General features: G+C 41.8%; 20 protein-coding genes. 5 read left to right on the forward strand and 15 right to left on the reverse strand.

What is annotated here, in order from left to right; translation table 11 throughout:
• The first annotated feature begins 44 nt into the window (after nt 1-44).
• Entirely contained in the window at nt 45-626 is a 582-nt protein-coding gene (locus GKD17_RS12960; RefSeq protein ID WP_007833572.1) for an RNA polymerase sigma-70 factor, read from the forward strand.
• A gap of 128 nt (nt 627-754) precedes the next feature.
• Here GKD17_RS12960 and GKD17_RS12965 read toward each other — a convergent pair whose 3' ends face one another.
• The 15 genes from GKD17_RS12965 to GKD17_RS13035 all read right to left on the reverse strand — a co-directional run bounded on the left by GKD17_RS12965 (nt 755) and on the right by GKD17_RS13035 (nt 18788).
• Nucleotides 755-4189, reverse strand: coding sequence for a bifunctional proline dehydrogenase/L-glutamate gamma-semialdehyde dehydrogenase (locus GKD17_RS12965; protein ID WP_007833570.1), 3435 nt, complete (start codon nt 4187-4189; stop codon nt 755-757).
• Nucleotides 4190-4522: 333 nt separating this feature from the next.
• Nucleotides 4523-5128: a hypothetical protein gene (locus GKD17_RS12970; RefSeq protein ID WP_007833569.1), complete on the reverse strand. Its 606-nt coding sequence runs from the start codon at nt 5126-5128 to the stop codon at nt 4523-4525.
• Between the two features lie 400 nt (nt 5129-5528).
• A complete protein-coding gene (locus GKD17_RS12975; protein ID WP_007833567.1) occupies nt 5529-5942 on the reverse strand; it encodes a secondary thiamine-phosphate synthase enzyme YjbQ in 414 nt (137 codons plus the stop codon).
• Nucleotides 5943-5950: 8 nt separating this feature from the next.
• Nucleotides 5951-7153 (reverse strand): hypothetical protein, encoded by a 1203-nt coding sequence (locus GKD17_RS12980; protein ID WP_007833566.1) that lies wholly within the window; start codon nt 7151-7153, stop codon nt 5951-5953.
• Nucleotides 7150-7794 carry an ATP-binding cassette domain-containing protein gene (locus GKD17_RS12985; RefSeq protein WP_007833565.1) on the reverse strand — a complete coding sequence of 215 codons (645 nt, stop codon included), beginning with the start codon at nt 7792-7794 and terminating at the stop codon, nt 7150-7152. The genes GKD17_RS12980 and GKD17_RS12985 overlap by 4 nt, the downstream gene beginning before the upstream one ends.
• The gene (locus GKD17_RS12990) at nt 7791-9323 is read right to left on the reverse strand and encodes a DUF4836 family protein (protein WP_007833563.1); all 1533 of its coding nucleotides are present in this window, start codon (nt 9321-9323) and stop codon (nt 7791-7793) included. Before GKD17_RS12990 ends, GKD17_RS12985 begins: the two co-directional genes overlap by 4 nt.
• A gap of 4 nt (nt 9324-9327) precedes the next feature.
• Nucleotides 9328-10029, reverse strand: coding sequence for a 16S rRNA (uracil(1498)-N(3))-methyltransferase (locus tag GKD17_RS12995; protein ID WP_007833562.1), 702 nt, complete (start codon nt 10027-10029; stop codon nt 9328-9330).
• 27 nt (nt 10030-10056) lie between these two features.
• A complete protein-coding gene (locus GKD17_RS13000) occupies nt 10057-10623 on the reverse strand; it encodes a bifunctional nuclease family protein (protein ID WP_007833561.1) in 567 nt (188 codons plus the stop codon).
• A 58-nt stretch (nt 10624-10681) separates the two neighbouring features.
• Complete coding sequence (locus GKD17_RS13005) at nt 10682-11959, reverse strand: MFS transporter (protein WP_007833560.1); 1278 nt, start codon at nt 11957-11959, stop codon at nt 10682-10684.
• Between the two features lie 201 nt (nt 11960-12160).
• Entirely contained in the window at nt 12161-12775 is a 615-nt protein-coding gene (locus tag GKD17_RS13010; protein WP_007833558.1) for a DUF5024 domain-containing protein, read from the reverse strand.
• A 19-nt stretch (nt 12776-12794) separates the two neighbouring features.
• The gene (locus GKD17_RS13015; protein WP_007833557.1) at nt 12795-13361 is read right to left on the reverse strand and encodes a hypothetical protein; all 567 of its coding nucleotides are present in this window, start codon (nt 13359-13361) and stop codon (nt 12795-12797) included.
• Nucleotides 13352-13822 carry an RNA polymerase sigma factor gene (locus tag GKD17_RS13020; RefSeq protein WP_007844440.1) on the reverse strand — a complete coding sequence of 157 codons (471 nt, stop codon included), beginning with the start codon at nt 13820-13822 and terminating at the stop codon, nt 13352-13354. The genes GKD17_RS13015 and GKD17_RS13020 overlap by 10 nt, the downstream gene beginning before the upstream one ends.
• Nucleotides 13823-14007: 185 nt before the next feature.
• Nucleotides 14008-15141, reverse strand: a complete 1134-nt coding sequence (locus GKD17_RS13025; protein WP_007850332.1) for an aldose epimerase family protein — start codon at nt 15139-15141, stop codon at nt 14008-14010.
• Nucleotides 15142-15266: 125 nt separating this feature from the next.
• Entirely contained in the window at nt 15267-16826 is a 1560-nt protein-coding gene (locus tag GKD17_RS13030; protein ID WP_007833554.1) for a DUF3857 domain-containing protein, read from the reverse strand.
• Between the two features lie 6 nt (nt 16827-16832).
• Nucleotides 16833-18788 (reverse strand): DUF3857 domain-containing transglutaminase family protein, encoded by a 1956-nt coding sequence (locus tag GKD17_RS13035; RefSeq protein ID WP_007844435.1) that lies wholly within the window; start codon nt 18786-18788, stop codon nt 16833-16835.
• A gap of 140 nt (nt 18789-18928) precedes the next feature.
• Between GKD17_RS13035 and GKD17_RS13040 the strand changes: the two genes are divergently transcribed.
• The 4 genes from GKD17_RS13040 to GKD17_RS13055 all read left to right on the forward strand — a co-directional run bounded on the left by GKD17_RS13040 (nt 18929) and on the right by GKD17_RS13055 (nt 22741).
• Nucleotides 18929-19474, forward strand: a complete 546-nt coding sequence (locus tag GKD17_RS13040) for an RNA polymerase sigma factor (RefSeq protein WP_007833552.1) — start codon at nt 18929-18931, stop codon at nt 19472-19474.
• A complete protein-coding gene (locus GKD17_RS13045; protein ID WP_007833551.1) occupies nt 19471-20709 on the forward strand; it encodes a hypothetical protein in 1239 nt (412 codons plus the stop codon). Before GKD17_RS13040 ends, GKD17_RS13045 begins: the two co-directional genes overlap by 4 nt.
• A 56-nt stretch (nt 20710-20765) precedes the next feature.
• Nucleotides 20766-21554 carry a class I SAM-dependent methyltransferase gene (locus tag GKD17_RS13050; RefSeq protein WP_007833550.1) on the forward strand — a complete coding sequence of 263 codons (789 nt, stop codon included), beginning with the start codon at nt 20766-20768 and terminating at the stop codon, nt 21552-21554.
• 101 nt (nt 21555-21655) lie between these two features.
• A complete protein-coding gene (locus GKD17_RS13055; RefSeq protein WP_007833549.1) occupies nt 21656-22741 on the forward strand; it encodes a metallophosphoesterase in 1086 nt (361 codons plus the stop codon).
• Nucleotides 22742-23349 lie beyond the last annotated feature (608 nt).

A 23349-nucleotide genomic window follows, 5' to 3' on the forward strand; every position in this document is an offset into this window, starting at 1 on the left:
TAGTTTTAAAAGATTATATTTGCACACAAATCAACCTTTAAATAATGAAAACGGAGTATAACTATGAAGACCAATCCCTATTATTAGCCATCAAAAATGGCAATGAGAAAGCATTTGATACACTTTTTAGGAAATACTATCCCATGTTATGTGCATACGGAAACAAATTCGTAGAATTAGAAGATGCAGAAGAATGTGTACAAGATGCCATGCTGTGGCTTTGGGAAAATAAAGATATGCTAGTCATTCAGTCTTCATTAAGTAATTATTTATTTTCTATTGTACATCATCGTGCTATAAACCGTATCAAACAGCAAGAAGTAAAAAGCCGGGTCGAAAACTATTTTTATGAAGAGATGCAATCCCTAATAGATGACACTAATTTTTATCTTATAGAAGAACTGACTATACGTATCCAAGAAGCAGTAGAAACACTTCCTGAATCCTATAAAGAAGCTTTCGTAATGCATCGCTTTAAAAATATGAGTTATAAAGAAATAGCAGAAATTTTAGGAGTATCACCTAAAACCATAGACTACCGCATTCAACAGGCACTAAAACAATTACGTATTGAATTAAAAGATTATTTACCCTTTTTATTGCCTCTATTGATAAAACACGTCTGAACATATACACATTCATTCTTCTCCACCAAATAATTCTAATAATAATTTCTAAAACATAATTAGGAGTCCCATACAAATCGAGACTCCTAATAAAGTTATACAAAAGACATACTAATAAAAGTATTTCATCATTCTACCGACGGCACCTCCAAGATACTACCATAACGATGATATTCAAATGAAATACTTTGCTCTTTGATGTAATGAATCAATTCCACACGTCCATCTTTCACCGGTTTAGCTGTAGCAATATACTTATCAATACGTGCAGCTTCCTCATACATTTCCATCGGAATATCCGCCCCACAAGTACGGATACGCTCATAGTTCTTCATTGATTTCAGGAATCCGGCCAACGCTTCTTCTTTTAAAGGACATCCCAAGGAAGCCAATGCAGCTGTACGATCATCACCGGGCTCAAAACTAATGCTCAATGGAGTATGACAAATTCTGGCAGCCAAAGCAATCATCTTTGCATCTTCATTGTTATCTCCCGGGAAAAGACGCAAAACCATATTCTTTAAAGGCAGATAGCGGAATGCATTTTGTTCGCCATACAGATTATTGACATCACGCGCATGCGCAAATTCCTGCTCGTATGCCTTCACATAACTTTGTGTATAGTCAGTGGTACTGCCTAGTTTATCTGTAATCTTTACAAAACAAGCACAATAGTTAGGACCACCCGCTTTCACACCGCCACCAAAAGCTGACAATTTCATTCCACCGAACGGCTGACGATTTACAATGGCCCCCGTTATACCACGATTGATGTAAAGATTACCTGCCATAATTGAATCTTTCCATAATTTCTGTTCACCTTCATCCAGACTCTGTAAGCCTGAAGTCAAACCATAATCCAAACTGTTTACCCAATTGATGCCTTGCTGCAAATTTTCAATACAAACCACACTCAGCATCGGACCGAATAATTCGGTTCTGAATGAATAGTTACCGGGACGTACCCCCCACTTCACTGTAGGAGCCAATACATATTTATGCTTATCAAGAAAACGAGGTGGAACCAGCCAGGACTCCCCTTTTTCCAATTCCAAAGCTTTCAATAATTTATCATTCTTATTGGTAATCATCGGACCTACCACATTCCCTAGATTCCATACACTACCCACCTTCATACTAGTTGCGGCATCTTTTAACTTATCCTGAAAGTTCTTGTCCTCATAAACTGAGCGTTCTACCAGCAATAAAGAACATGCGGAACATTTTTGGCCGGCATTGCCAAAAGCAGAAGCCACAATATTCATAATAGCATGGTCACGGTCACCGGAAGCCGTCAAGATAATTGCATTCTTACCACCGGTTTCTGCCGACAATGGAGTAGCCGGATTACTGCGTGCAATATTTTGAGCAGTATCTGTCCCTCCTGTCAGAATAATATGTTTGACAGCCGGAGCCGTAGTTAATACCTTTAATGCCTCACGGTCTGTAATGATAACCTGCAAAGCCTCTTTAGGCACACCTGCATCCCAAAATGCCTTGGCAAACAACCATGCCACAGGGGCAGCAACAGTCGCCGGTTTCAAAATTACAGTATTTCCTCCTACTAGTCCTGCCACAATACCACCAATAGGTATAGCACACGGGAAGTTCCACGGAGAAATAACCAAAATAGTCCCTTTAGGAGCAATGTCCACATCCGGTAGTTCTGCAAACTGCTTCATGCTAGTGCTATAAAAACGAGCATAATCGATACCCTCCGACACCTCCACATCCCCTTCCACTACTGTCTTCCCTGTCACGGCACACATACAACCTATCAAATCACCACGCATCTCACCCAGTCTGTTGGCAGCTTCATACATTATTTTATGCCGTTCCTGCAATGTAGTCTTTCTCCATCCGGCAGGATCTTTTTCGGCTATATCCAAAATTTTCATCACCTGTCCGGCATCAGCTTGTGACATTTCGCATACACAAACTTCATCATCCTGGCAACGGTCCATATATTTATGGCGTTTCTCACAAACCACCGTTTCAGCTCCTATCTGCAAAGGAATAATTTCAGGTGAATCCGTCGGCGACTTCTTCCACTTCGCAAAAATGTTCCGAACCCATTCCTGGTTCTGAGCCAAATCAAAATCAGTATCAGGTTCATTCTTCATTACATCAGCTGGTGGAACGGGAGTATAACGATGCAAGCGGTTTTGTGTACGGGCAGGAGTATGTGTAATAACATCTTTCATCTTATAAGCTTCCTCAAACTGGTTCTGTAAGAAACGCCAAGTATCCGTACCCGGTTTCAAATTGAACGAATGGGTCAGGAAGTTGTCCGGAGCCGTATTTTCATCCATACGACGGACCAAGTAAGATACTGCATTCAGGAAATGCTCATCTTTTACCACCGGCGCATATAGAATCACATGATTTCCCAATTGGGATTGAGCGCGCCATACATGGTCAGCCATACCTTCCAGCATCTCAAAAGTCATGTACTCCGCGCTTCCCAGCTTCTGACTCAACAGATAGGCGTATGCAATAGTGAACAAATTATGAGAAGCAACCCCCACATGCAACGCCTTTGCGTTTTCGGGTAATAAAGCACGTTCCAGAATATGCAAATAATTGGCATCCACTTCAGTTTTCGATGTCCTTACAGGATTAGGCCAGCCACGAAGGGAAGAAATAACCGTTTCCATTTCCAAATTACAGCCTTTCACCAGTCGCATCTTTAATGGTGCACCCCCATCAGCTACACGCGCTTTGGCAAATTCTAATAATTCAGTCTGAAATTCGTATGCATCGGGAAGATAAGCCTGCACAACGATGCCTGCCGAATAGTTTTTAAACTCCGGTCTGCTCAACACTTCTTTAAACAAGCGTAATGTAAAGTGAGCGTCCTTATACTCCTCCATATCCAGATTGACAAACTTGGAGCGTTTTACACCGTTCTCATCCACGTAAGGAAAGTCAATTGCTTTCTGATACAGTGCACACATACGTTTCACCAGCTCCGGAAAGCTTTCTTCATAATTCAGCGCATGAGTCTGCGCGTAGATACCCGATATTTTCACAGAAATATAATTGATATCAGGAGCTTCCAAGGCTTCCAGATAGTGGAAATAACGATGATCCGCTTCTCCGTTTCCTAAAACGACCTCGCCTAACAAATTCACGTTCTGACCAATCTTTTGTTTGAAACGGGTAGCCAGATGATCTGTCAATTTAGGACGCGCTTCGTTCAGAATTACTTTAGAAGTATCCATACGAAGACGCTTCTTTATGATTGGTATGGCTATGAAATCAAAATGATGACCAAAAGCCTGGTACATCTTAAAAAGGAAAGCATCACGCTTATTCAAGAACTCAGGTACACCATAACGGTCTATCAGCTTCTTGATACGTTCTGCCAATTTCTTACGATCACGAATTTGAGAAGATTCGTCCAGCATCTTCACCAAGAACTTTTTGTCCTGTGGCCGTTGTACCATAACGGCATATTTATGCTGTTCTTTACGTTCCTCACTAGTGATGGTTTGTTCACACGTGTTATAAAGCTTCAGTACCCATTCTTGTACTTCGGCGATAGTCGGTCTGTTGTCCATAGTAAACTCATGTTAATGTGTAAGAATTAAGGATTAAAAAAAATCATAGGTAACAACTAAAGACATGAGCATCGTAGGACTGAACATAACGGCACGATACCGGTGCAAGGTCTGGAGAGCTTGCTGTGAAAACCGGTCAAATATAAGTTCTCTGCCCATAAGATGATTTCCTTAGAAAATGTAATTGTTCACATGCAAATATACACTAATTCTTTTATTATCAAAGGAAAAAACAAGAAATTATAAGAACTCGTTTAATTTTCATCAGCATTGTCATCAGTTTCACCGAACTTTAATTAATTTCTTTCAGTAAGACAGGTTCTAATCTGGACATTAAATATCCAATTCAAAGAAAGTAGGCTGATTGGAGGTCTCGCTATAGCCTTCCAACAGATATAAATCTGTACAGGCCACATGGATAGTGAATAAATAATTAACAGTATGTGGATAATATCCTTCGGGTAGAGCGATGCAATATAACTTACCTACCGTTTCCTGCACCCAAGAATAAGACTTTTTTTTAAAATCGGCTATAAACGCCGCTTTTCTGAAACGGTCCGAGATTTCACGTAAATAAAACTCACCTATATGATAGGCATTAACCAGATTAGGCTCATGGTGTGCAAATAACCAAAAATCATCCTGCAAACGAATACCTATCAAAGATCCTATATTAGAATGAATGCTATATAGAACAGACTCTCCACTATACAAACCATCCCGACATACAAACGCCACCTTCTCCAAGCAATAAAATATATCATAGGAAAGACCTTCATGCTCAACTTTCCAATGAAACAGACCCTTCTGTATCTGAAGCGCATACATCGGAACCGTCCACTGCCCGCAATCCAACAGGCACAATACATCGCAACCTCTTATCAACCTATGATAATCAGCCACACATTTATCCTGCGAATTCCAAACAATAATTTTCATCACTCAGGCTAGTTTTATCCGTTCATTTTTATGGTACAAACATAAAAAGAGACGTGGGACCTGCTTAATATTTTATCTGCCTTAGAGGTATCCCCATACCAGCTGCACAAATAATAACAACAGTGTCCCACGTCTTTATGAATATACTAATCCTGTAAAGGAGTATAAACACAAGACGTGAGCGCTTGTTGTATTACACTTGTGCAGCTTTGAAAATTGGGGATTTTCTAAGACAAGGTAATATTTTAAACGCTCTTAATTATATATGTCCCTTCTTGTTTTCAAATGAATATTCATCTGTTTTCAAGAATTGGTACAAAGTTAAAAAAAGAGTTCTGATTAAAGTGAAATTAATCTATTTTTTTAAATAAATAATAACCCGGATGAATATCTGAAAGAGTTATTCCCCCATTACAGTAGCCACAATCTTGCGACCGCCTCCATGGTTGCGGAACTCACAAAGGTAAATTCCCTGCCAAATACCCATATTCAGTCGACCATCTGTAATAGGAATAGTAAGACTAGCTCCTATAATGGTTGACTTTGCATGGGCAGGCATATCATCCCAACCTTCCAAAGTATGTTCGTAATAGGGTTCGCGTTCCTTTATCAAGTGATTAAAAATAGATTCCATATCCGTACGAACATCCGGATCAGCATTTTCATTGATACTTAATGCCGCACTGGTATGTTTGATGAACAAATAAAGCAAACCTATTTGGGGAAGTGGAGGCAAATTGCGCACCACTTCATCAGTAATCAGGTGAAATCCCCTAGTACGGGGACGAAGCGTAAATTCTGTCTGAGATACCATAACTATTATCAACCTTTATGCATCCATATAGATGCCACTTTACGACGTACTGCTATTATATTAAACAAAGATACACCCACAAAAAGCAAAATACCTATAACCATGGCTGGTCCCAGATTTCCTTCTTCCAACTGTGGAAATAACTTTTCTATCATATCCATATAGCTATTCCGCACATAGATCACAATTCCCACCGATAAAAACAACACTACTGCATTGAGGCCCAATGTCAGCATTTGATAGGGAAGCGCCACCTTAGCCGGACTGTAACCTATCAATAACAGATTCTCCAACTTAGACGTATTCTTCTGCAGTAACAAGTAAATACTGAGCATCAAAATATAGAAAGAGAGTACACTGATAAGCAAACCTACAGAAAGCACAATTCCTACAATCACTTTCAAGAACCAGGTAGTCTTTCCCGCATCCAACTTGTCATCTTCTGTATCATATCCCTTGTCTTTAAAGAACTTGGCAATACGGTCGTCCGTAGGATTGTTCACTTCTACAATCAGTCGTGACGGTTCGCTTTTCTGCCCCGGAGCAAACTCATTGTTAGCCCACGCCATAAATGTTTCCGGAACAAGAATCGTATTCAGGCGATTGGAGAAACCTGCTATTTTTCCTTTAAAGTTTTCCGTATGCCCTGCACCAGTAATACGTATATCCAAATTAACCATACCCATCACCCCTTCCGACAATTGCGGCAGGCTCCGGCTTTGTGCAAAACCAAAGTTATACAGATTCAGATAATTACGGGGAATAATGATAGGAACAACCCGTTCATTTTCATCAAACTCCCATTTATCCAAGTTCACATCCACATACTCATCGGGTACAGACTCAAAGAACATGGCTGTAGACATGTGCAACCCCACGTTCTCCATCCCCATGCCTGCCGACACTTTAAATTGGGAAGGCATAAAAGCCCCTACTCCTTTGGTAAACGGCTGTTCGCTGATTTCAGCAATGTCTTGTTCGGAAAAAGTCTTGCTTTTTCCGACAAAGGAGCCCAATGTACTTACCTTTTTGCTTACTATCACATAGTCTTTCTTCATGAAACTGTCACCTTCCGTAAAAACAGGCAACACATCTTTATAAAACTGGGCACTCAGCAACACAATGACCATGCCGCACAGATTGGCAAAGAAAAAACCCGCCAATTGTGGGAAACTGATATGCTGACGTAATAATTTCCAAACCAACCTCATAGTTTCAACGTTTTTGTGTAGTTCAATTCCAAATGCTTGCCGATAGAGGTCACAATGATACCTGCCCCCTGTCTATCCGCTTCCTCCACCAATATCCGGGACATAATCCGTCCGTTTTCTTCATCCAAATGGCTGATAGGTTCATCTAGAAAGATAAAATCGAAAGGTTGACAAAGTGCGCGGACCAACGCCACACGCTGCTGTTGCCCGAAAGACATTTTAGCTACCGGTGTATCCCATTTATCGGCAATACCGAACTGTTCAAACCAAGCCTTGATTTCTTTTTTAGATTTAAATCCGGTCAACGAATTCTTCAACTGCACATTCTCCCACGCTGTCAGCTCCGTGAACAAACGCAATTCCTGAAACAACATGCTGATGGAACGTTTCCGAATCTCCACCCAGTCATGCACCGAAAGACTACGGATGTTTTTCTCGCCAAAACAAATGATACCTTGATAGTCGTTACGATATCCGTATATGTAGCTGCAAAGCGATGATTTCCCAGTGCCGGATGCTGCTTCCACCAAATAGGCTTCCCCACGTTGCAGGGTCAACAACTGATGCCAGACATCGGATATAATAGAATCCCTCCCTGCAAAAACAGCAGGAAGGGCCCGTTGTAATTCTATAGTATTCATAAGTTCTCTAATCCATGTACGATCAACTGTAGCACGTTGACTTCTTTATCTTTCATAACAATATTTATTTGACCGCTTCTCCAATCGGGAGCCATCACATCCACATAGTCGCAAGATCCCAAAATAGCATTAAACACGGCGGCATCACTGCCCAGCATACGGGTTAACCGAGGATTCTCCTGAACGTCCTTCACCAACTGCGCCGCATTGAACGCCATAAAGAAACGGTTTTTCACCACCTCTCCGGCCCAAGAAGTATTCTGCAAAGAAACTCCGTAACGGCGGCCTGCCTCATCTGCCAGTCTTTCATTGTTCGAGATATAAAGCAGATTATCCTTCACACCAAACCAAATGCTCTGGCGATACATACGGAACTCATATTGGTCTTTGCCCGTAGAGTTCAATTGCATCTGCCCACCGGTCATAGCCAACAAAGGTCTCAGGTCTTCGAAGGACTGCAAAAAATCTTTATTCGTTACATCAGCATAAATCAGCAAGTCATTATTTGACAAGGAACTATAGCCAACAGCAACATCCCCATGAATAGAAGAGAATATACCTTCAATATCTATTGGCAACATCGGATTATCCAACGCTTGCTTGATGGTAGGATTTTCGCAAAGTAAATCATAAATTCCTTTTCCATCGATATTACCACCTGCCCAAACTAACGTATTAGCAGGGAAATACTCCAAATAAGCTCCTTTGATGAGTGCGGAAACAGCCGACTGCTTTTCATACATAGCAATCAAATCCTTATTTTCAATCAATGTTTCCATCTTCACTACAATTTTACCTTTTTCGAAAGTAGCGGAAACCAGATATTTGATATCTTCCAATTTCAAATAGGCAGGCATTCCCATTCGCATCTGCATGGTAATATCATTAGGAATAAATGACATATTCATCACAGTGACAATTTCACCCTTCGACGAGGCCAACTTACCAAAGTCTGTGGTCTTTACATAGCTGTTTTCAGCATCCTGGCGCATCAATGAAAGCAAACTTCCTTTCAAGCTGAGAGCATCTCCTTTATTACTTCCCATCAACAGGAAAGTGCCCTTATTAAAAGCGCACAGCGCCGTACCCATCTGTGTCCATGTACATCCGCTTTCGCTTTTCAATTCCGTACATATCTGCTCCTCCTTCAACGCCTCCAGCAAATCTTCCACTTTACCTTCATCATCTACTTTTGCCAATAAAGCAAAAGCATTAGAATGAGGAGTAATGAACATATATACTTTATCAGTAAAAGACAAGCCGGATTCAGACGGGCTTTTAATAATCTTCTCGGCAGTTTTATAGGCCTCTCCTTCCAGACCGCTTTTTAATGCGTCCGTCAGTTTGGCTACCACCTTTTCTCCCCCTTTACCGTTTATGCCACTCTTCTCTGCCATTGTTTTGAAATCGAATGACATGACCATTGCCGCATCCTTAGGAATAGCATTGGCATATTCACTTTTAGACGAACAGGAAGCCATAAGCAGCATGATCGCCACCAATGCAAATCCCCAAATACCTTTTCTCATATTCTTATTTTTGGTTTAATAAATTCAGTGTATGACAGGCTACCAATGCGGCTGTTTCCGTGCGAAGACGGGACTTTCCCAAACTAACAGGCTGAAAACCTGCCGCTATAGCCTTAGCCACTTCTTCCTCGCTAAAATCCCCTTCCGGACCTATCATCACCAAAGCATCTTCTCCGGAACGCAATATATCTTTCAACAAAAGTTTTTCCCCTTCATAGCAATGGGCGATGAACTTCTGCCCTTTAAAATCCCGTGAAACAAACTTATTAAAGTCCGTCATTTCATTCAGTACCGGCATAGTCGCCTTTAACGATTGTTTCACTGCCGATACCAGAATTTTTTCAATACGTTCTTTCTTGATTACTTTCCGCTCGGAATAACGGCAGTTCAAGAAAGACAGTTCATCAAAGCCTATTTCAGTCGCTTTCTCTGTAAACCATTCAGTACGATCCATATTTTTAGTGGGAGCCATGGCAATATGCAACCACCCGTTCCACCCTTTTTCCTGCGGAATCGTTTCCGTTACCTTCACTTGGCAACGTTTACCGCTTGCAGCACTGATTACAGCCTTGTAAAAACAACCTTTTCCATCAGTCAACATTATCTCATCGCCTATGGAAAGACGCAAAACCCGTAAACAATGTCCTGCTTCCTCTTCTGGAAGTTCAAGATTACTCGCTATATCAGGGGTATAAAAAACATGCATAGTTCTTCTTGTTTTTCAATTTATATATCAAACTATCGTATTCTCCTCCTCTTGTTCCCGTCGTTTTATCTCATCACGCAAACGGGATGCCTGCTCATAATTCTCTTCTTCTATAGCCTTTGACAATGCTTCTTTCAGCATCACCACATCAACTGTATTTACATTGACAGAAAATGCCGTATTCCCAACTTCATGCAACTGTTCACTTTCCATGATCTCATTAGTAGTATAAACAGGACATCCGCAACGCATAGCCAACGCAATCGCATCGGAAGTACGTGAGTCTATTTTAAATACCTCACCCTCCTTTTCCAAAAACAGATAGGAATAATAGACTCCATCCTTTACCTTATATATCAACACTTTCTTTAAAGCAGCCCCCAACTCTTTGGTCACTGTCAGAAAAAGATCGTGCGTCAATGGTCTGGGCATCTTATATTCCATCATTACCACCTTAATAGCCTGCGCCTCCAACGAACCGATAATAATAGGCAGCTTACGGTTACCATTCACTTCTTCCAACACCAGCGCATATGCATCCGCCGGCTGCAATGTAGAGGACATATCATGTACCTTCAATTCTATTTCATCCATAATTTTAACTTCCCTTCTACCACTCCTGTTTACATCGGATATGGTCAAAAATAATTTATTAAACTTGCCTGGGATTATGCTTATACTTGAATATGACAGCAAACAATACCGCAACCACCAAGGCATATCCTGCAAAAACAAACCATGTCATACTCCATCCCTCCATCTGCGGAGCAGTGCTGTTCATATCAACAAAACGATTTACCACAGCTTGAGCTCCCAACGTTCCCACTGTAGCGCCAATACCATTTGTCATAATCACGAACAATCCCTGAGCACTGGAACGAATGGATAAATCAGTCTCATTGTTAACAAACAACGAACCTGAAATGTTGAAGAAGTCGAAAGCCACACCATACACAATCATGGACAGTACAAACATCCAGACACCCGGCCCTGGATTCCCCAGTCCGAACAATCCGAAACGAAGTACCCATGCCAACATGGCTATCAGCATAACGCGCTTGATTCCGAAATGCTTTAATACAAAAGGTATTAATAAAATACACAACGTTTCCGACACCTGAGACAAAGATATCAATGCGTTAGCATGATTCACTCCAAACGTATCAGCATACTCTGGAACTCCCCTGAAACTGCTGAGAAACGGATTGGCAAAACCGTTGGTTATCTGTAAAGAAACCCCCAACAACATAGAAAATATAAAGAAAACAGCCATCTTTTTCTGTTTGAACAGTGTAAACGCCCGCAATCCCATAGCATCTACCAGCGATTTCTGTTCTCCACCACGACTTACAGGACACTCGGGCAAAGTAAGCGCATAAATGGCCAGTATCACTCCAAAGCAAGCACAAGAAAAGAACTGCATATAATTATTTTGGAATCCCAAGATATCCGTCAGCAACATAGAACAGATGAAACCAATCGTTCCAAAAATACGGATAGGAGGAAAAGCGATGACAGGATCCAGTTTTACTTTATCCAGTGCGGTATAGGCTACCGAATTTGTCAATGCCAATGTTGGCATATAAAAAGCTACACTAAAAGAATAAAATGTAAATAAAGTACTGAAATTAACCGCTTCACCATCCACGTAGCCATACCACCCGGCAGCCACCATAAACACGGCAGCCATAAAATGACAGAAGCCATATAATTTTTGAGCAGGCACCCATCTGTCGGCAATAATTCCCATTACAGCAGGCATAAACAAGGAAACAATCCCCTGCATGGCGTAAAACAGGCCTATCCTAGCACCCAAGCCAATATTAAACAAATATGTCCCCATGGAAGTAAGATAAGCCCCCCATACGGCAAATTGTAAGAAGTTCATGACTATCAGTCTGAGTTTCATTCCGGTAATTTCGTTTTTCATCTTTCTTCTTTAATGTGTGTTTTTTATATTACTTGCAAAGATATAAAACAATTCGATTTTTCATGGAGATTCATCTTAAAAAACAAAGCCTCTCCGGTGGTTTCACAACTTCCGGAAAGGCAAGACAATTAAAAAGTTTTTGTAATCTAACTAAAAGAGAGTGTTTTATTATCTGGTGTTCGTGAAAAATAATGCCATTATCTATTCAGCTATGGCATAAGCATCCAGTCCTTTCAATGACTGGCGGATAGTTTTCTGCATCTTCTCCATCTCTTCCCGGCTCATTTGGCGCACCTCTATACCGGAATCTCTTAGATTATTCCCCAATTCAGCCATCTGCTCATTGAACGAATCCCAATATTCCGAATCAAGGACAGCAGAATACACTTCTTTCCCATCCTTCATCGGACTGATAATAACGGTCATGCTTACATTTCCGTTTTCATTGACATTAAGGGTGTAAGTACGTTTCTCATTATCCATCTTATAAATGAATGTAAAATTCGCTTTCTGCGCCTTGCCCCTTCCCTTCGGCATATCCTTAATGGCAGTTTCTGCATATTCCTCATCCTTCTCGAAAGCCTCAATCAACCTTGCGCCTATTTTCTCATCCTTTAACGAAAAACTTTTCACCACCTTTACCACTTTGCGGGTTTTAGAGTCACGTTTCGTTACAGAGTTGATAGCCACATCATCCCGCTTTTCCAATTCTGCCGCCATTTTATCAATATTCTTCTGGGCCATAACCTTGCCTGTTCCACCACACAGCAGCAAAACAGCCGCCAATGCACTTCCTAAAATAAACCTTGTTTTCATATCTTATTTTTTATGTTTTTTATTCGCTTACCAATAATTCCTTTTCTTCTATCTCTTTCTCGGAACGATGAATTTCTTCCACACGTTCCTGGGCCAGTTTCTCCACCCGTTCCGCCTTTTCCAATGTTTCAATAATACAAGGCATAATCTGTTTCACATCCGAAATGCGCTTGCCTCCCACTTCCACATAACTACCTTCGTAGCACGACCACTCACCACTTCCGTCTGCTTGGTTTTCCGAATAGAAAATAAAACCTAACCCCAGCGCAATGACCATCATTGCCGCTATACCGGCACTCCAGACAGCTATTGGAATACGCTGATAAAAGCTTTCTTTTCCAACCACCGGTACCTTTTCTGATTTCTTTCCTCCAGCAACCTCCTTCTGTCCGTCTGGCTGCAACATACCCGGTTCTCCCTGCATACCTCCCTCATACCAGGCAAACATCGGAGCATATCCCATCAGATGAGAAGGTACATCCCCTGTATGGAAGAAACGATAAATAGCCTGCTCCTCGGCATTCGTAGTTTCCCCTTCCAAGAAACGGTTAATGTATTCTTCTATATTCCTCTTATCTAATTCCATACCTTACTGTGTATCATAAATTGTTCTTTTACTCTTTTTCTAGCTCTCGACAAATTGGTTCGTACCGCCACCGGCGTACTTCCTGTGAGACGGGCTATCTCCTCTACTTCGAAACCTTCCAAGTGCTTCATGCGGAGAATAGACTGTTGCAAATCAGGTAAAGTACCTATTACTTCCAGTATCTCCTGCATATTCTCTTCCTCTACCAGTTTCATTTCAGGGTTTTCACCTCCACCAATGCTGATGCCTTGCTCCAAATCGACTTTCTCTATTCGAATACCTCGCAAACGATTAATACACAAATGCTTGGTTATAACAATAGCCAGTGCATCCACGCTACGATATTGGTCCAGACGGTCGCGAAGAAACCAAAGTTTCAACAGTACATCTTGTACTGCATCTTCTGCCTCATCGGAGTCTTCCAGATAACGGATAGCCATTCTTAACAAAGCCGGCCGCATTCGTTTTGCCTCTATTTCAAATCTATTTTGTTCCATGTTCACTAGTATGACACATAGAGGTAGGGAAACGTTACATCAAAATGAAAAATAATTTGCCGACATGTCAATTTGCTAATATACCAATAACCGTGTGGGCATATATAGTACCCCTAATTAGCACATCAGCAAATTGACAGATTAGCAAATTATTCAAACTTATAAACCGTATGACTATGAAAAACCTCTCCCGGCCGGAGTACAGTACTGGGGAATTCAGGCTGATTGGGGCTATCTTGAAAATGCATCGTTTCGAAACATACCGCCGAACGGAAAGGATAAGCTATCCCCCTTTTACCAGTCATTTTTCCTTTCAGTCCATTACCGGTATAGATTTGTATTCCCGGTTCGGTGGTGAAGATCTCCATCTTACGCCCGCTTGTTGGATCATACACCCAAGCAGCCGGCCTTGTATCATCTCCTTTCGTATTCAATTCCCAAGTATGATCGTATCCGTTTACTACCTTCAATTGCGGATAATCCGCATCTATACGTTCTCCAATAGTATGCGGCATACGGAAATCAAGGGGAGTACCGGCCACCGGGAGATATTCTCCTGTGACACATTTCTTATCATCGTATGGAGTAAAGCGATCTGCATCTACCCAAAGTTGCTGGTCTTCCACGCTTTTTGTAAAGTCTCCCGAGATATTAAAAAAAGAATGATGAGAAAGATTAAGTACCGTGGGTGCATCCGTAGTTGCCTCGTATGTCAAATCCAGTGCATTCTCATCCTCACCAAGACTATAGACTAACGTCACTTTCAGGTTTCCGGGGAAACCATTTTCTCCATCAGGGGAGAGATAAGACAGACGAACCGTATATGTATCTGCCTGTTCCACTTTCCATATTCTATCGGCAAAACCGGGATTCCCCCCATGTGATATATGTCCGGACTTCCCATTGTTAGGGACCAGCTTATGCTCTACCCCGTCCAGTGTGAAACGCGCATTCAGAATACGTCCTATATAGCGTCCTACCGTAGAACCAAAATTCTGCCGTTGTTCCATATACTCACCAATCGTGGAAAATCCACACACTACATCTTCCCTTTTTCCATTTTTGTCGGGTACAAGGATAGAAACTACTCGCGCCCCATAGTTCGTGATACAGACCTCCATCCCTTTTTTGTTACTCAAAGTAAATAAATCGGTATACTGCCCATTCACTTCTGTCTGAAAATCCTTACGTTGTAATCCTGAAGCAGTGACCTGCTTGTCGTCGTGACAAGAAGAAAGCAGCATCAACAAGCCCATACAAACTATACCATGTTTTCCACTCATATCATTCATTTTATAGGTTTTAAATGCCACAAATGTAAATCCTCCGATGGAAAATAAGAAAAGCCGGCCTTTCCTTTTTCAAGGGATGACCAACTTTTCAACTATTTCAACCAATTTTTACCCGATTACTTCTTCTCTTTCAGCAATAGAGTAGTATGATGACTATCCTCCCATTCGGACATCAACCGATGAAAATCTGCATAATCGGTGGGAGTTATCCATTGTTTGTTCAGTCGCAACGAACGGGTTACTTCCGTCTTATCCTCTGTAGTCTGTACGGTTATTTTCAATTTCCCTACCGCATTGACTATTTCTTTTGCCTTTTGCGGAGTACATACCTGCATATCCGACGGAACATTTACTATGCAAATATAGGTTTCATCCGTCATACCAGGAAGCAACAGGTTCGTAGTACGTTCTGTATTTCCAAAGCCATAACCATTCATGGCTATTCCGGTTTTAGCGCGAGGCAATGTTATCAGACGATAGCCCCCTGCCAACGTTTTACCTGTTTCAGAAGTGACTGTTATCGTATCCGTTTCATAAACCGGTTTATTCTTCACTTCCAAAACCGCTTTCTTACCATCCAACGTATTGACAGGCTGATATTCCTGTATGCCCGCTATGACAGGAGAGTCCAGAAACAACTGGCTGATAGCGCCCAATCCCAAACAATTATCCGGTGCTTTTACGCCAAAAGCAACCTTAACCTCACCTTGTAATCCTGCCGCCTGCAACAATCCTGCAAGCAGATTTATCTTTTCCGCTTCCGTGCCATAGGCAGTACGGATTACTTCAGTTGCCGGACGGATCCGGTATCCTGTTTCGGACAAAGACAACCGGGACGTGCCCAATCCATGTACATAGTTCATCAGGACAGCTTCCTTTTCATCCGCATTTTTTCCTTGCAATAATTTTTGTGCCAAAGCCATGACCTCTTTTTCATGAGCTGCCGTAAATTGAGATTTCAGCACTTTCAAAGCATCGGCCATCGACGGATACGTATTTGCTAAAATAACCGGTATATTTCCTGATAAAGCAGGAGTACTTTCCATAGGATAATAAGCAGGAATATTTTTCAGTATCCAAGTAACAACTTTACTTCCATTCTCATTTTTCACTACCGGCGCAGCTTTTCCGTTTATCAATGCATAATTCAAAGGCTTGTCCTCAGGAACCGACACACTACAGATATATTCTTTGACGGGCGATAACTCCTCTACCGGCACATATACATCCAGCCCGGGCAAATAACCGGGACGTGTGATAACCGAGTAATCCAAACAAATAGTCGCTCCCAACTCCAGTCCCGTATGTACCACCACCATCTCTTTCAGTCCGTTATAGGCAGGAGCATCAGCCGCCGCAGCAGGAAGAACCTCTACAAATGCATTTTCGGGAGTCTTTACTATCTTCCCGTCTTTCTGGCGAGTATAAGATTCATGTATCTTCAATTCCTGATATGCCGGATTGTAAACAATGAAGCTTTCACCATACAAACCATTCATCGCTGCATGTGTAAATAAAGTCAACTCCTTATATACCCGCATTTCCTGACTACCGTCCTTATGTAATGTATAAGTCTTGGCTAACTTCCCAAATTCTGCTTCAGAAGCCGCTTTTGCCGGAAGAGCTGTCAATAACAACACTCCCAAGCATACATATATATAATAAATCTTTTTCATGTCGCTTTACTTTTTAATCACCAAATAATCACCGTATGCTTTATGAGCTTCCACCGCTTTACGGAAGCTATCCCAATCCGACGCTTCATATACACGCTTTTTCAAAGCCAGACGATTATGCAGGACCACCCGGTTTCCTTTTTGTAGAAGCGAGCCTTCAAAATCGGCTCCCGTTCCCTGCATGGTATCCTCCTTTGGCCCATTTATCAGCCTATAGCCTGATGGCAATTGAATGGTTTCATCCAATTCCACCAAACGGGAGCAGGCGTCTTTAAAACCATACTTCCGTTCCTTCATTTCTGTATCAATCCGTAGATAAGAGCGTACCTGATTATAAAGATTATTCATTACCAAAGGCTTGAACAACATTTCCTTCTCCCCTTGCATGGCATAATCCGGAATCTCGTAGCGGAAAATGATTTGGATAGGAGCAGCTTGATAATCTTTAGGATTCCTGCCATAATCTACACTCAGCAATCTGGCTTTAGGAGAAACAGCCAGCAATTGTCTTTCCATAGTCGCACGCCACTGGCTCTGAAAACCTCTTGTAAAGATGCTGCGTATATTGCTGTCACTCTGTCCCTCGGCTTGAATGGTAAATGTACCACGCAAAGTACCATTAGCGTCCAAGCGGTTGTCTGCCTTGATGCGTACATAGTGATTTTCCGGAGCAGAAACAGGAGTCAGACAGAGATCGGAACCTTCAGGTACACCGGGCAGATAATTCTGCTGTTGCTCGGCACTACTCCACAACTCACGGCAGAAAGGAACCCATGTGGGGTCTAACGGCATATAAGTTCCATCAGCAAGTTTCACCACAGCTACACAATGATTGAAATGATCCGCAGGAATACTTTCGACACGACTGCCCGCCATCGTCATGGCCGGATAGGCCTCGAACCCCGCCATGCGCAGAAAAGAAACCAAAGTTCCTGCTATATCTTTACACACGCCGCAACGATCCGTATAATTCATTTTAGTATCATGTAACGTATAGCCCTCTCCTTTTCCCATAGAGATACCTGCATAACGGATATTATCCGCTACCCAATGGGTCAGTACAGCTATTTTCTCCATTTCGGTTTTCTTTCCTTTTATCAGTTCGTCCACTTTCTTCTGCGCTTCGGGCAGTGGAGCAAAGCTTCCATAATCCTCATTGACCTTATTGAACCACAAAGACTTGTCTTTCCAATGAGGAGTAGAAGACATCATCAGTTTAGGAGCTGCATCAAACAAATCTACCATATTCGGCTCCCGCCGGAAAGGCATCATGTCCTCCATAGCAAAAGTATAAGCCTTTCGTCCGTCTTCATAACGCATGGACGATGTACATTCTCCTTGATAAAATTGAAATTGCATCTCTTTTTCCATAGGAATACTGACCTTGTACACTTTACGCACGGTAGGCTCACTGCTCCAAAATGGAACAATGTCATAGAACTGGCCACGCATGGGAGGTATAAACCGGGAATCATCCTCAGGAACAGCTCCCAGCAAAGCGTATGTAAATCCCTTTTTCGCTATTTCATAATCTATGACATCACCGGGGTTCAAAGCCCCCACTTCTATCATAATCTGTCGTGCTCCCCAATAAATAGCACGGGCCGGAGCCGCATAGTCACAGGTCTTCTTCACATCCACCTCTTCAATCTGCCCGTCAGCATGATATATCGTCACACGTTTAAACTCGGCATGGGCCGTCAACGGATCATAATCATATTTAATCACCCGGTTAGCTACTGCTCCTTTAGGAGTCTGCACCTTGATAACCTTACATACGGCAAATGATCCCTGCCCTGTCGGTTGCACTGACACCGATGTACTGTCCAGCAACGCCACACAGTCAAACTTGGCATACGATTCTCCTTTCGCAGCTTCCTCATAAAGTTTCCAGCCCTGCCCGTAAGTTGTGACCGAAGTGAGAAGAAAGCAAGCCAATGTTGCATAAAGTTGTTTTCTCATGTTTCTCATCTATTTTGTTTTAACCTAACAAATGTAGGCAATAATCTTCTATTTCACATCTATTTTATAGAAAAACTCCTGTTCTTATGCAGTCTTTTATTCTCCCCTGTATCTTTATATAATAACATGACAAAAGAAAAATGAATGACGCAGAACTAATAGAAGGATGTAAAGCCGGAAAGAGGGAAGCTTTGGAAACCATATACAGACTCTTCTCCCGCCAAATGTATGGAGTGTGCTGTCGCTATGTAGGCGAAGAATCGGCCTTGGACGTCATGCACGATGGATTCATCAAAGTATTTTCCGCCATCGACCAACTACATGCCACCGACCTGCATGGATTCAAATCCTGGGTCACCCGTATCATGGTAACTACCTCCTTGCATCATCTCCGTAAACAGAAAACCTGCTTTTTCCTTTCTGTAGATGATCTGGAAGAAGACATGCAGCCTGTGGACGAAGAAGATATGATTTCGATTCCTATTGAAACCTTGATGAAATTCATAACTGAATTACCGGCAGGCTATCGCACCATACTGAACTTGGCCGTATTCGAAGGAATGCCTCATAAGGAGATTGCGAAGACATTAGGCATTAACGAACATTCATCCTCCTCACAACTGCACCGCGCCAAATGTGTACTTGCTCAAAAAATTAAAGAATACTTAACTCGACAATCATTATGAAACAGGAAGAAGAACCGTGGATAGACCACTTGAAACAACGGGTTAACGAATACGAAAAGCCCCTCCCCGAAAATGATTGGAATCATTTTCAAACGAAATATTTCACCCCCTATTTACATAAGAAAAAAAGGATAAGAACGATGCGTATAGCAGCCGTTCTCCTCTTGCTGTTTATACCTTTTGCCACCACTTTTTATTTTTTACAGACAGAAAAGCACAAAGTAGCCTCGCCCGTCGTATCCTTACCGGTACACCAGCCAAGAAGCATTACAGGCAATCCTTCCATTATGCCTGAAAACAAACTATTACCGGACAGGCCCCAATCAAAGACAACTTCCTTGACAAAACCACCAATCCAAACAAGTATCAATACCGATACGGCAAATAATATAGGAATAGAATGCACTCTCCCGGCACAAGATACAATCCGGAACACAGAATCTGTACACAAGAGCCCCTCCGGACATAACCACTTTGCATTACCGCATAAACGTTCCGAATATACTTTGGCACTTGCCATATCTGCCGGCAATAACGGAACAAGCACCGGCTTCATAAACAAAACTTTTTCCCGGGGAGACATAGGAAGTTCTCATAAGGATGAAATTATGTATTGGAATGACTTCAAAAACTATTTGCAGGAATATCCCTCGGACTTTCCCGATGCACAAGCTTACGGAGCTCTGCTACAAATAGCAAATGACAACACAGGACGCCCCATGACAGAATATACCCATTATAATCTCCCCGTCAGTTTTGCGCTTTCGTTCCGTAAATCCATAAGCAGGCATTGGGGAGTCAGTGCAGGTCTGCAATATACCTATCTGTCGTCCGAAAGTTCCATAGGAGAAGATTCCAAGTGGGTTAAACGACAAAAGTTCCACTACATAGGCTTGTCTGTGAAACTAGACCGCCGGCTTTATACCACCCGTACCTTTTCCTTTTATACCACAGGAGGAGGCACGATAGACAAATCCGTATCGGGTAAACTGGAACAAGATTTCATCGTTCAGAAAGAAAAAATCTATTCCAGTACAGAGAGTCTGAAAATAAAACCGCTCCAATTCTCCATACACGCCGCATTGGGAATACAATATAATATAAATCCTACCCTAGGGGCTTTCATAGAACCCGGAGCAGCTTTTTATTTCAAGGACGGCAGCTTTAAAAACACAATACGTGACGAGTACCCGTTCCATTTCAACCTACAATTGGGAGTGCGCTGGAATTATTAAGGAAACTTCATGCAGTCTTTTGTCCATCCTTGTATCTATAGGATAAAAAGACAGCCATGCAAAAAAGACATCAAGACAGACAATGTTATTTTAACGAACTAGCGAACACATCACGCAGTTTCTATATAAACTATGTAAAGCAATTTATCTCCCTCAGCTCTTCTACCCACATACTGGAAATAGGTTGCGGAGAAGGAGGTAACCTGCTCCCCTTTGCCGAACTAGGCTGCAAGGTAACAGGCATAGACCGTGCAGCCAGCCGCATATACCAGGCACAATCCTTCTTCGCCGCCTCCGGCTACAAAGGAGAATTCAGGACGATGGATTTCTTCAACTTCTCTTCAGTTTCCCGTTACCAGCTCATCCTGATACACGATGTCATTGAACACATCAGTAACAAAGAAGAATTCTTCCGTTGCCTCTCTCCTCTTCTAGCTAAGGGAGGCATCATATTCTGGGGATTCCCGTCTTGGCAAATGCCATTTGGCGGACATCAGCAAATTTGTCACAACCGGTTCGTCTCCTCTCTTCCTTTCATCCATTTATGTCCCGGTATATTCTATCGGTTTCTGCTCAGATGTTTCCATGAAACACCATCATGTATCGAAGAATTATCAGACATCAAACGCTGCCGCATGACCATAGACGCCTTTGAACAACTTGCTGAAAAGTATGGATACGAAATAATCGACAGACAATTATGGTTCATCAACCCACACTACCAACAGAAGTTCCATCTGCGGCCACGAAAATTATATCCTGTACTGGCACAGTTAAAACACATCAGAAATTACTTCAGCACCTCCTGTTTCTATATAACACGCCACCGTGATCTTCATCCTTAAGGCAACCAATTTATACTATTTTCATGTTTATATCAATAGTTTGTTTCTCTTTTATCAAGAATTGGACTACCTTTGTAATCCAAATTTAATGTATTGACTTTATGCCGACATTTTTCATCATCCTTATCTTTACATACCTTGGAGGAAATGCCTACATATTTTACAGAGGTTTGCAAACATTATCCGGCTTTCCATACGGAATCAAGATTTTATTGACTATTTTATTCTGGCTAGCTGCACTGTCCTTTTTCGGAACGATGCTAAGTCGCAATGTGAAGATACCGTTTTACTTATCCCACACAATGTATGAGGTCGGGACAGGCTGGCTGATATTCACTTTATATATGGTCTTGTTTTTACTTTTCTTTGATTTATTGAAACTGTGCTCTATTTCTTTCAACCAGAGTTTCATGACTTCTTTACTGGCCACATTCGTCTTGTTGGGATATGGATACTATAATTATCGCCATCCCAAGATAAATACTGTCAACATCACGCTCACCAAACCGCTAACCGATAATCGGCGTCCTATAAAAATAGTTGCAGTGAGCGATATACATTTGGGCAACGGCACAGGAAAAACGTCTTTGAAGCAATATGTGAAAATGATTAACGGACAGAATCCGGACTTAATCCTAATTGGAGGCGATTTAATTGATAACAGCGTAATACCTCTTTATGCTGAAAACATGGCTGAAGAACTAACGGAATTAAAAGCACCACTGGGAATCTACATGGTCCCCGGAAACCATGAATATATCAGCGGGATAGACAAAAGTATCCAATTTATACAAAATACTCCTATACAACTACTGCGCGACTCGGTTGTCACACTTCCCTGCGGCATACAACTGATAGGACGTGACGACCGTAGCAATGCCAGACGACTTCCATTACAAAAGTTAATGGCCCGTATAGATAAAAGCAAACCGGTTATTCTGTTGGACCATCAGCCTTACCAACTGGCAGAGAGTCAGGCAGCCGGTATCGACTTACAGTTCAGCGGACACACTCACCATGGACAGGTTTGGCCCATGAATTGGGTAACAGACCATCTTTATGAACAAAGTCACGGCTATCGCCAATGGGAAAACAGCCATATATATGTTTCCAGCGGATTATCTTTATGGGGACCTCCTTTCAGAATAGGAACCGAGAGTGAGATGGTAGTATTACAACTTCATTAAAAAGCCTGCAACCTTTCTATTATTGACATCTTGAAGCATTCCTGCTCATTACCCGTTATCTAAGCTTTTTCTTCCATTACATTAAGTTCTTTCTTCCAGCCACCTAATACAGACTCCGACAGTGGACTATACAGACGCTTATAATAGACTGTATAGTCCATTCGAAGCGACTGTATAGTCCACTGTCGGAGTCTGTACTACATAACCGTAAAAATCTCCTTAATCATCAGCCCGAAAAGGCTTAGGAAAGCGTGTATAAAGCTTTAGGACCAAGCAGAGCGAACTTTATGCTGCCTGGATTGAAGAAGAACGAATCCTATCAAAAAAAATCCCACAATGGATATAAACGGAAAAACAAGCATAGGCCTGTCACCCCAAAAGAGAAAATGTAAGGAGTGGAAGAAAAAAACAGAGCAAATCTTTCTTTCAGGAAGAAGCTTTAAAAAACGGTCTATATCATATATAAAAAAAGAAGGGTATCTATCCCAGACACCCAATCTTCATTAACCTTAAATCTAATACCATGAAAAACACAGTGCAAAGATAAGGAGTTTTATGTTATCAAACATAATAATACTACAACTATTCGCTTCTGATTAACATCATTT

The organism is Phocaeicola dorei, assembly GCF_013009555.1.
Classification (GTDB): domain Bacteria; phylum Bacteroidota; class Bacteroidia; order Bacteroidales; family Bacteroidaceae; genus Phocaeicola; species Phocaeicola dorei.

Bases quoted from the DNA above. Each gene is read 5' to 3' on its own strand.
- GKD17_RS12960 (WP_007833572.1), top strand. From the start codon at position 45: ATGAAAACGGAGTATAACTATGAAGACCAATCCCTATTATTAGCCATC.
- GKD17_RS12965 (WP_007833570.1), bottom strand. From the start codon at position 4,189: ATGGACAACAGACCGACTATCGCCGAAGTACAAGAATGGGTACTGAAG.
- GKD17_RS12970 (WP_007833569.1), bottom strand. From the start codon at position 5,128: ATGAAAATTATTGTTTGGAATTCGCAGGATAAATGTGTGGCTGATTAT.
- GKD17_RS12975 (WP_007833567.1), bottom strand. From the start codon at position 5,942: ATGGTATCTCAGACAGAATTTACGCTTCGTCCCCGTACTAGGGGATTT.
- GKD17_RS12980 (WP_007833566.1), bottom strand. From the start codon at position 7,153: ATGAGGTTGGTTTGGAAATTATTACGTCAGCATATCAGTTTCCCACAA.
- GKD17_RS12985 (WP_007833565.1), bottom strand. From the start codon at position 7,794: ATGAATACTATAGAATTACAACGGGCCCTTCCTGCTGTTTTTGCAGGG.
- GKD17_RS12990 (WP_007833563.1), bottom strand. From the start codon at position 9,323: ATGAGAAAAGGTATTTGGGGATTTGCATTGGTGGCGATCATGCTGCTT.
- GKD17_RS12995 (WP_007833562.1), bottom strand. From the start codon at position 10,029: ATGCATGTTTTTTATACCCCTGATATAGCGAGTAATCTTGAACTTCCA.
- GKD17_RS13000 (WP_007833561.1), bottom strand. From the start codon at position 10,623: ATGGATGAAATAGAATTGAAGGTACATGATATGTCCTCTACATTGCAG.
- GKD17_RS13005 (WP_007833560.1), bottom strand. From the start codon at position 11,959: ATGAAAAACGAAATTACCGGAATGAAACTCAGACTGATAGTCATGAAC.
- GKD17_RS13010 (WP_007833558.1), bottom strand. From the start codon at position 12,775: ATGAAAACAAGGTTTATTTTAGGAAGTGCATTGGCGGCTGTTTTGCTG.
- GKD17_RS13015 (WP_007833557.1), bottom strand. From the start codon at position 13,361: ATGGAATTAGATAAGAGGAATATAGAAGAATACATTAACCGTTTCTTG.
- GKD17_RS13020 (WP_007844440.1), bottom strand. From the start codon at position 13,822: ATGCGGCCGGCTTTGTTAAGAATGGCTATCCGTTATCTGGAAGACTCC.
- GKD17_RS13025 (WP_007850332.1), bottom strand. From the start codon at position 15,141: ATGAGTGGAAAACATGGTATAGTTTGTATGGGCTTGTTGATGCTGCTT.
- GKD17_RS13030 (WP_007833554.1), bottom strand. From the start codon at position 16,826: ATGAAAAAGATTTATTATATATATGTATGCTTGGGAGTGTTGTTATTG.
- GKD17_RS13035 (WP_007844435.1), bottom strand. From the start codon at position 18,788: ATGAGAAAACAACTTTATGCAACATTGGCTTGCTTTCTTCTCACTTCG.
- GKD17_RS13040 (WP_007833552.1), top strand. From the start codon at position 18,929: ATGAATGACGCAGAACTAATAGAAGGATGTAAAGCCGGAAAGAGGGAA.
- GKD17_RS13045 (WP_007833551.1), top strand. From the start codon at position 19,471: ATGAAACAGGAAGAAGAACCGTGGATAGACCACTTGAAACAACGGGTT.
- GKD17_RS13050 (WP_007833550.1), top strand. From the start codon at position 20,766: ATGCAAAAAAGACATCAAGACAGACAATGTTATTTTAACGAACTAGCG.
- GKD17_RS13055 (WP_007833549.1), top strand. From the start codon at position 21,656: ATGCCGACATTTTTCATCATCCTTATCTTTACATACCTTGGAGGAAAT.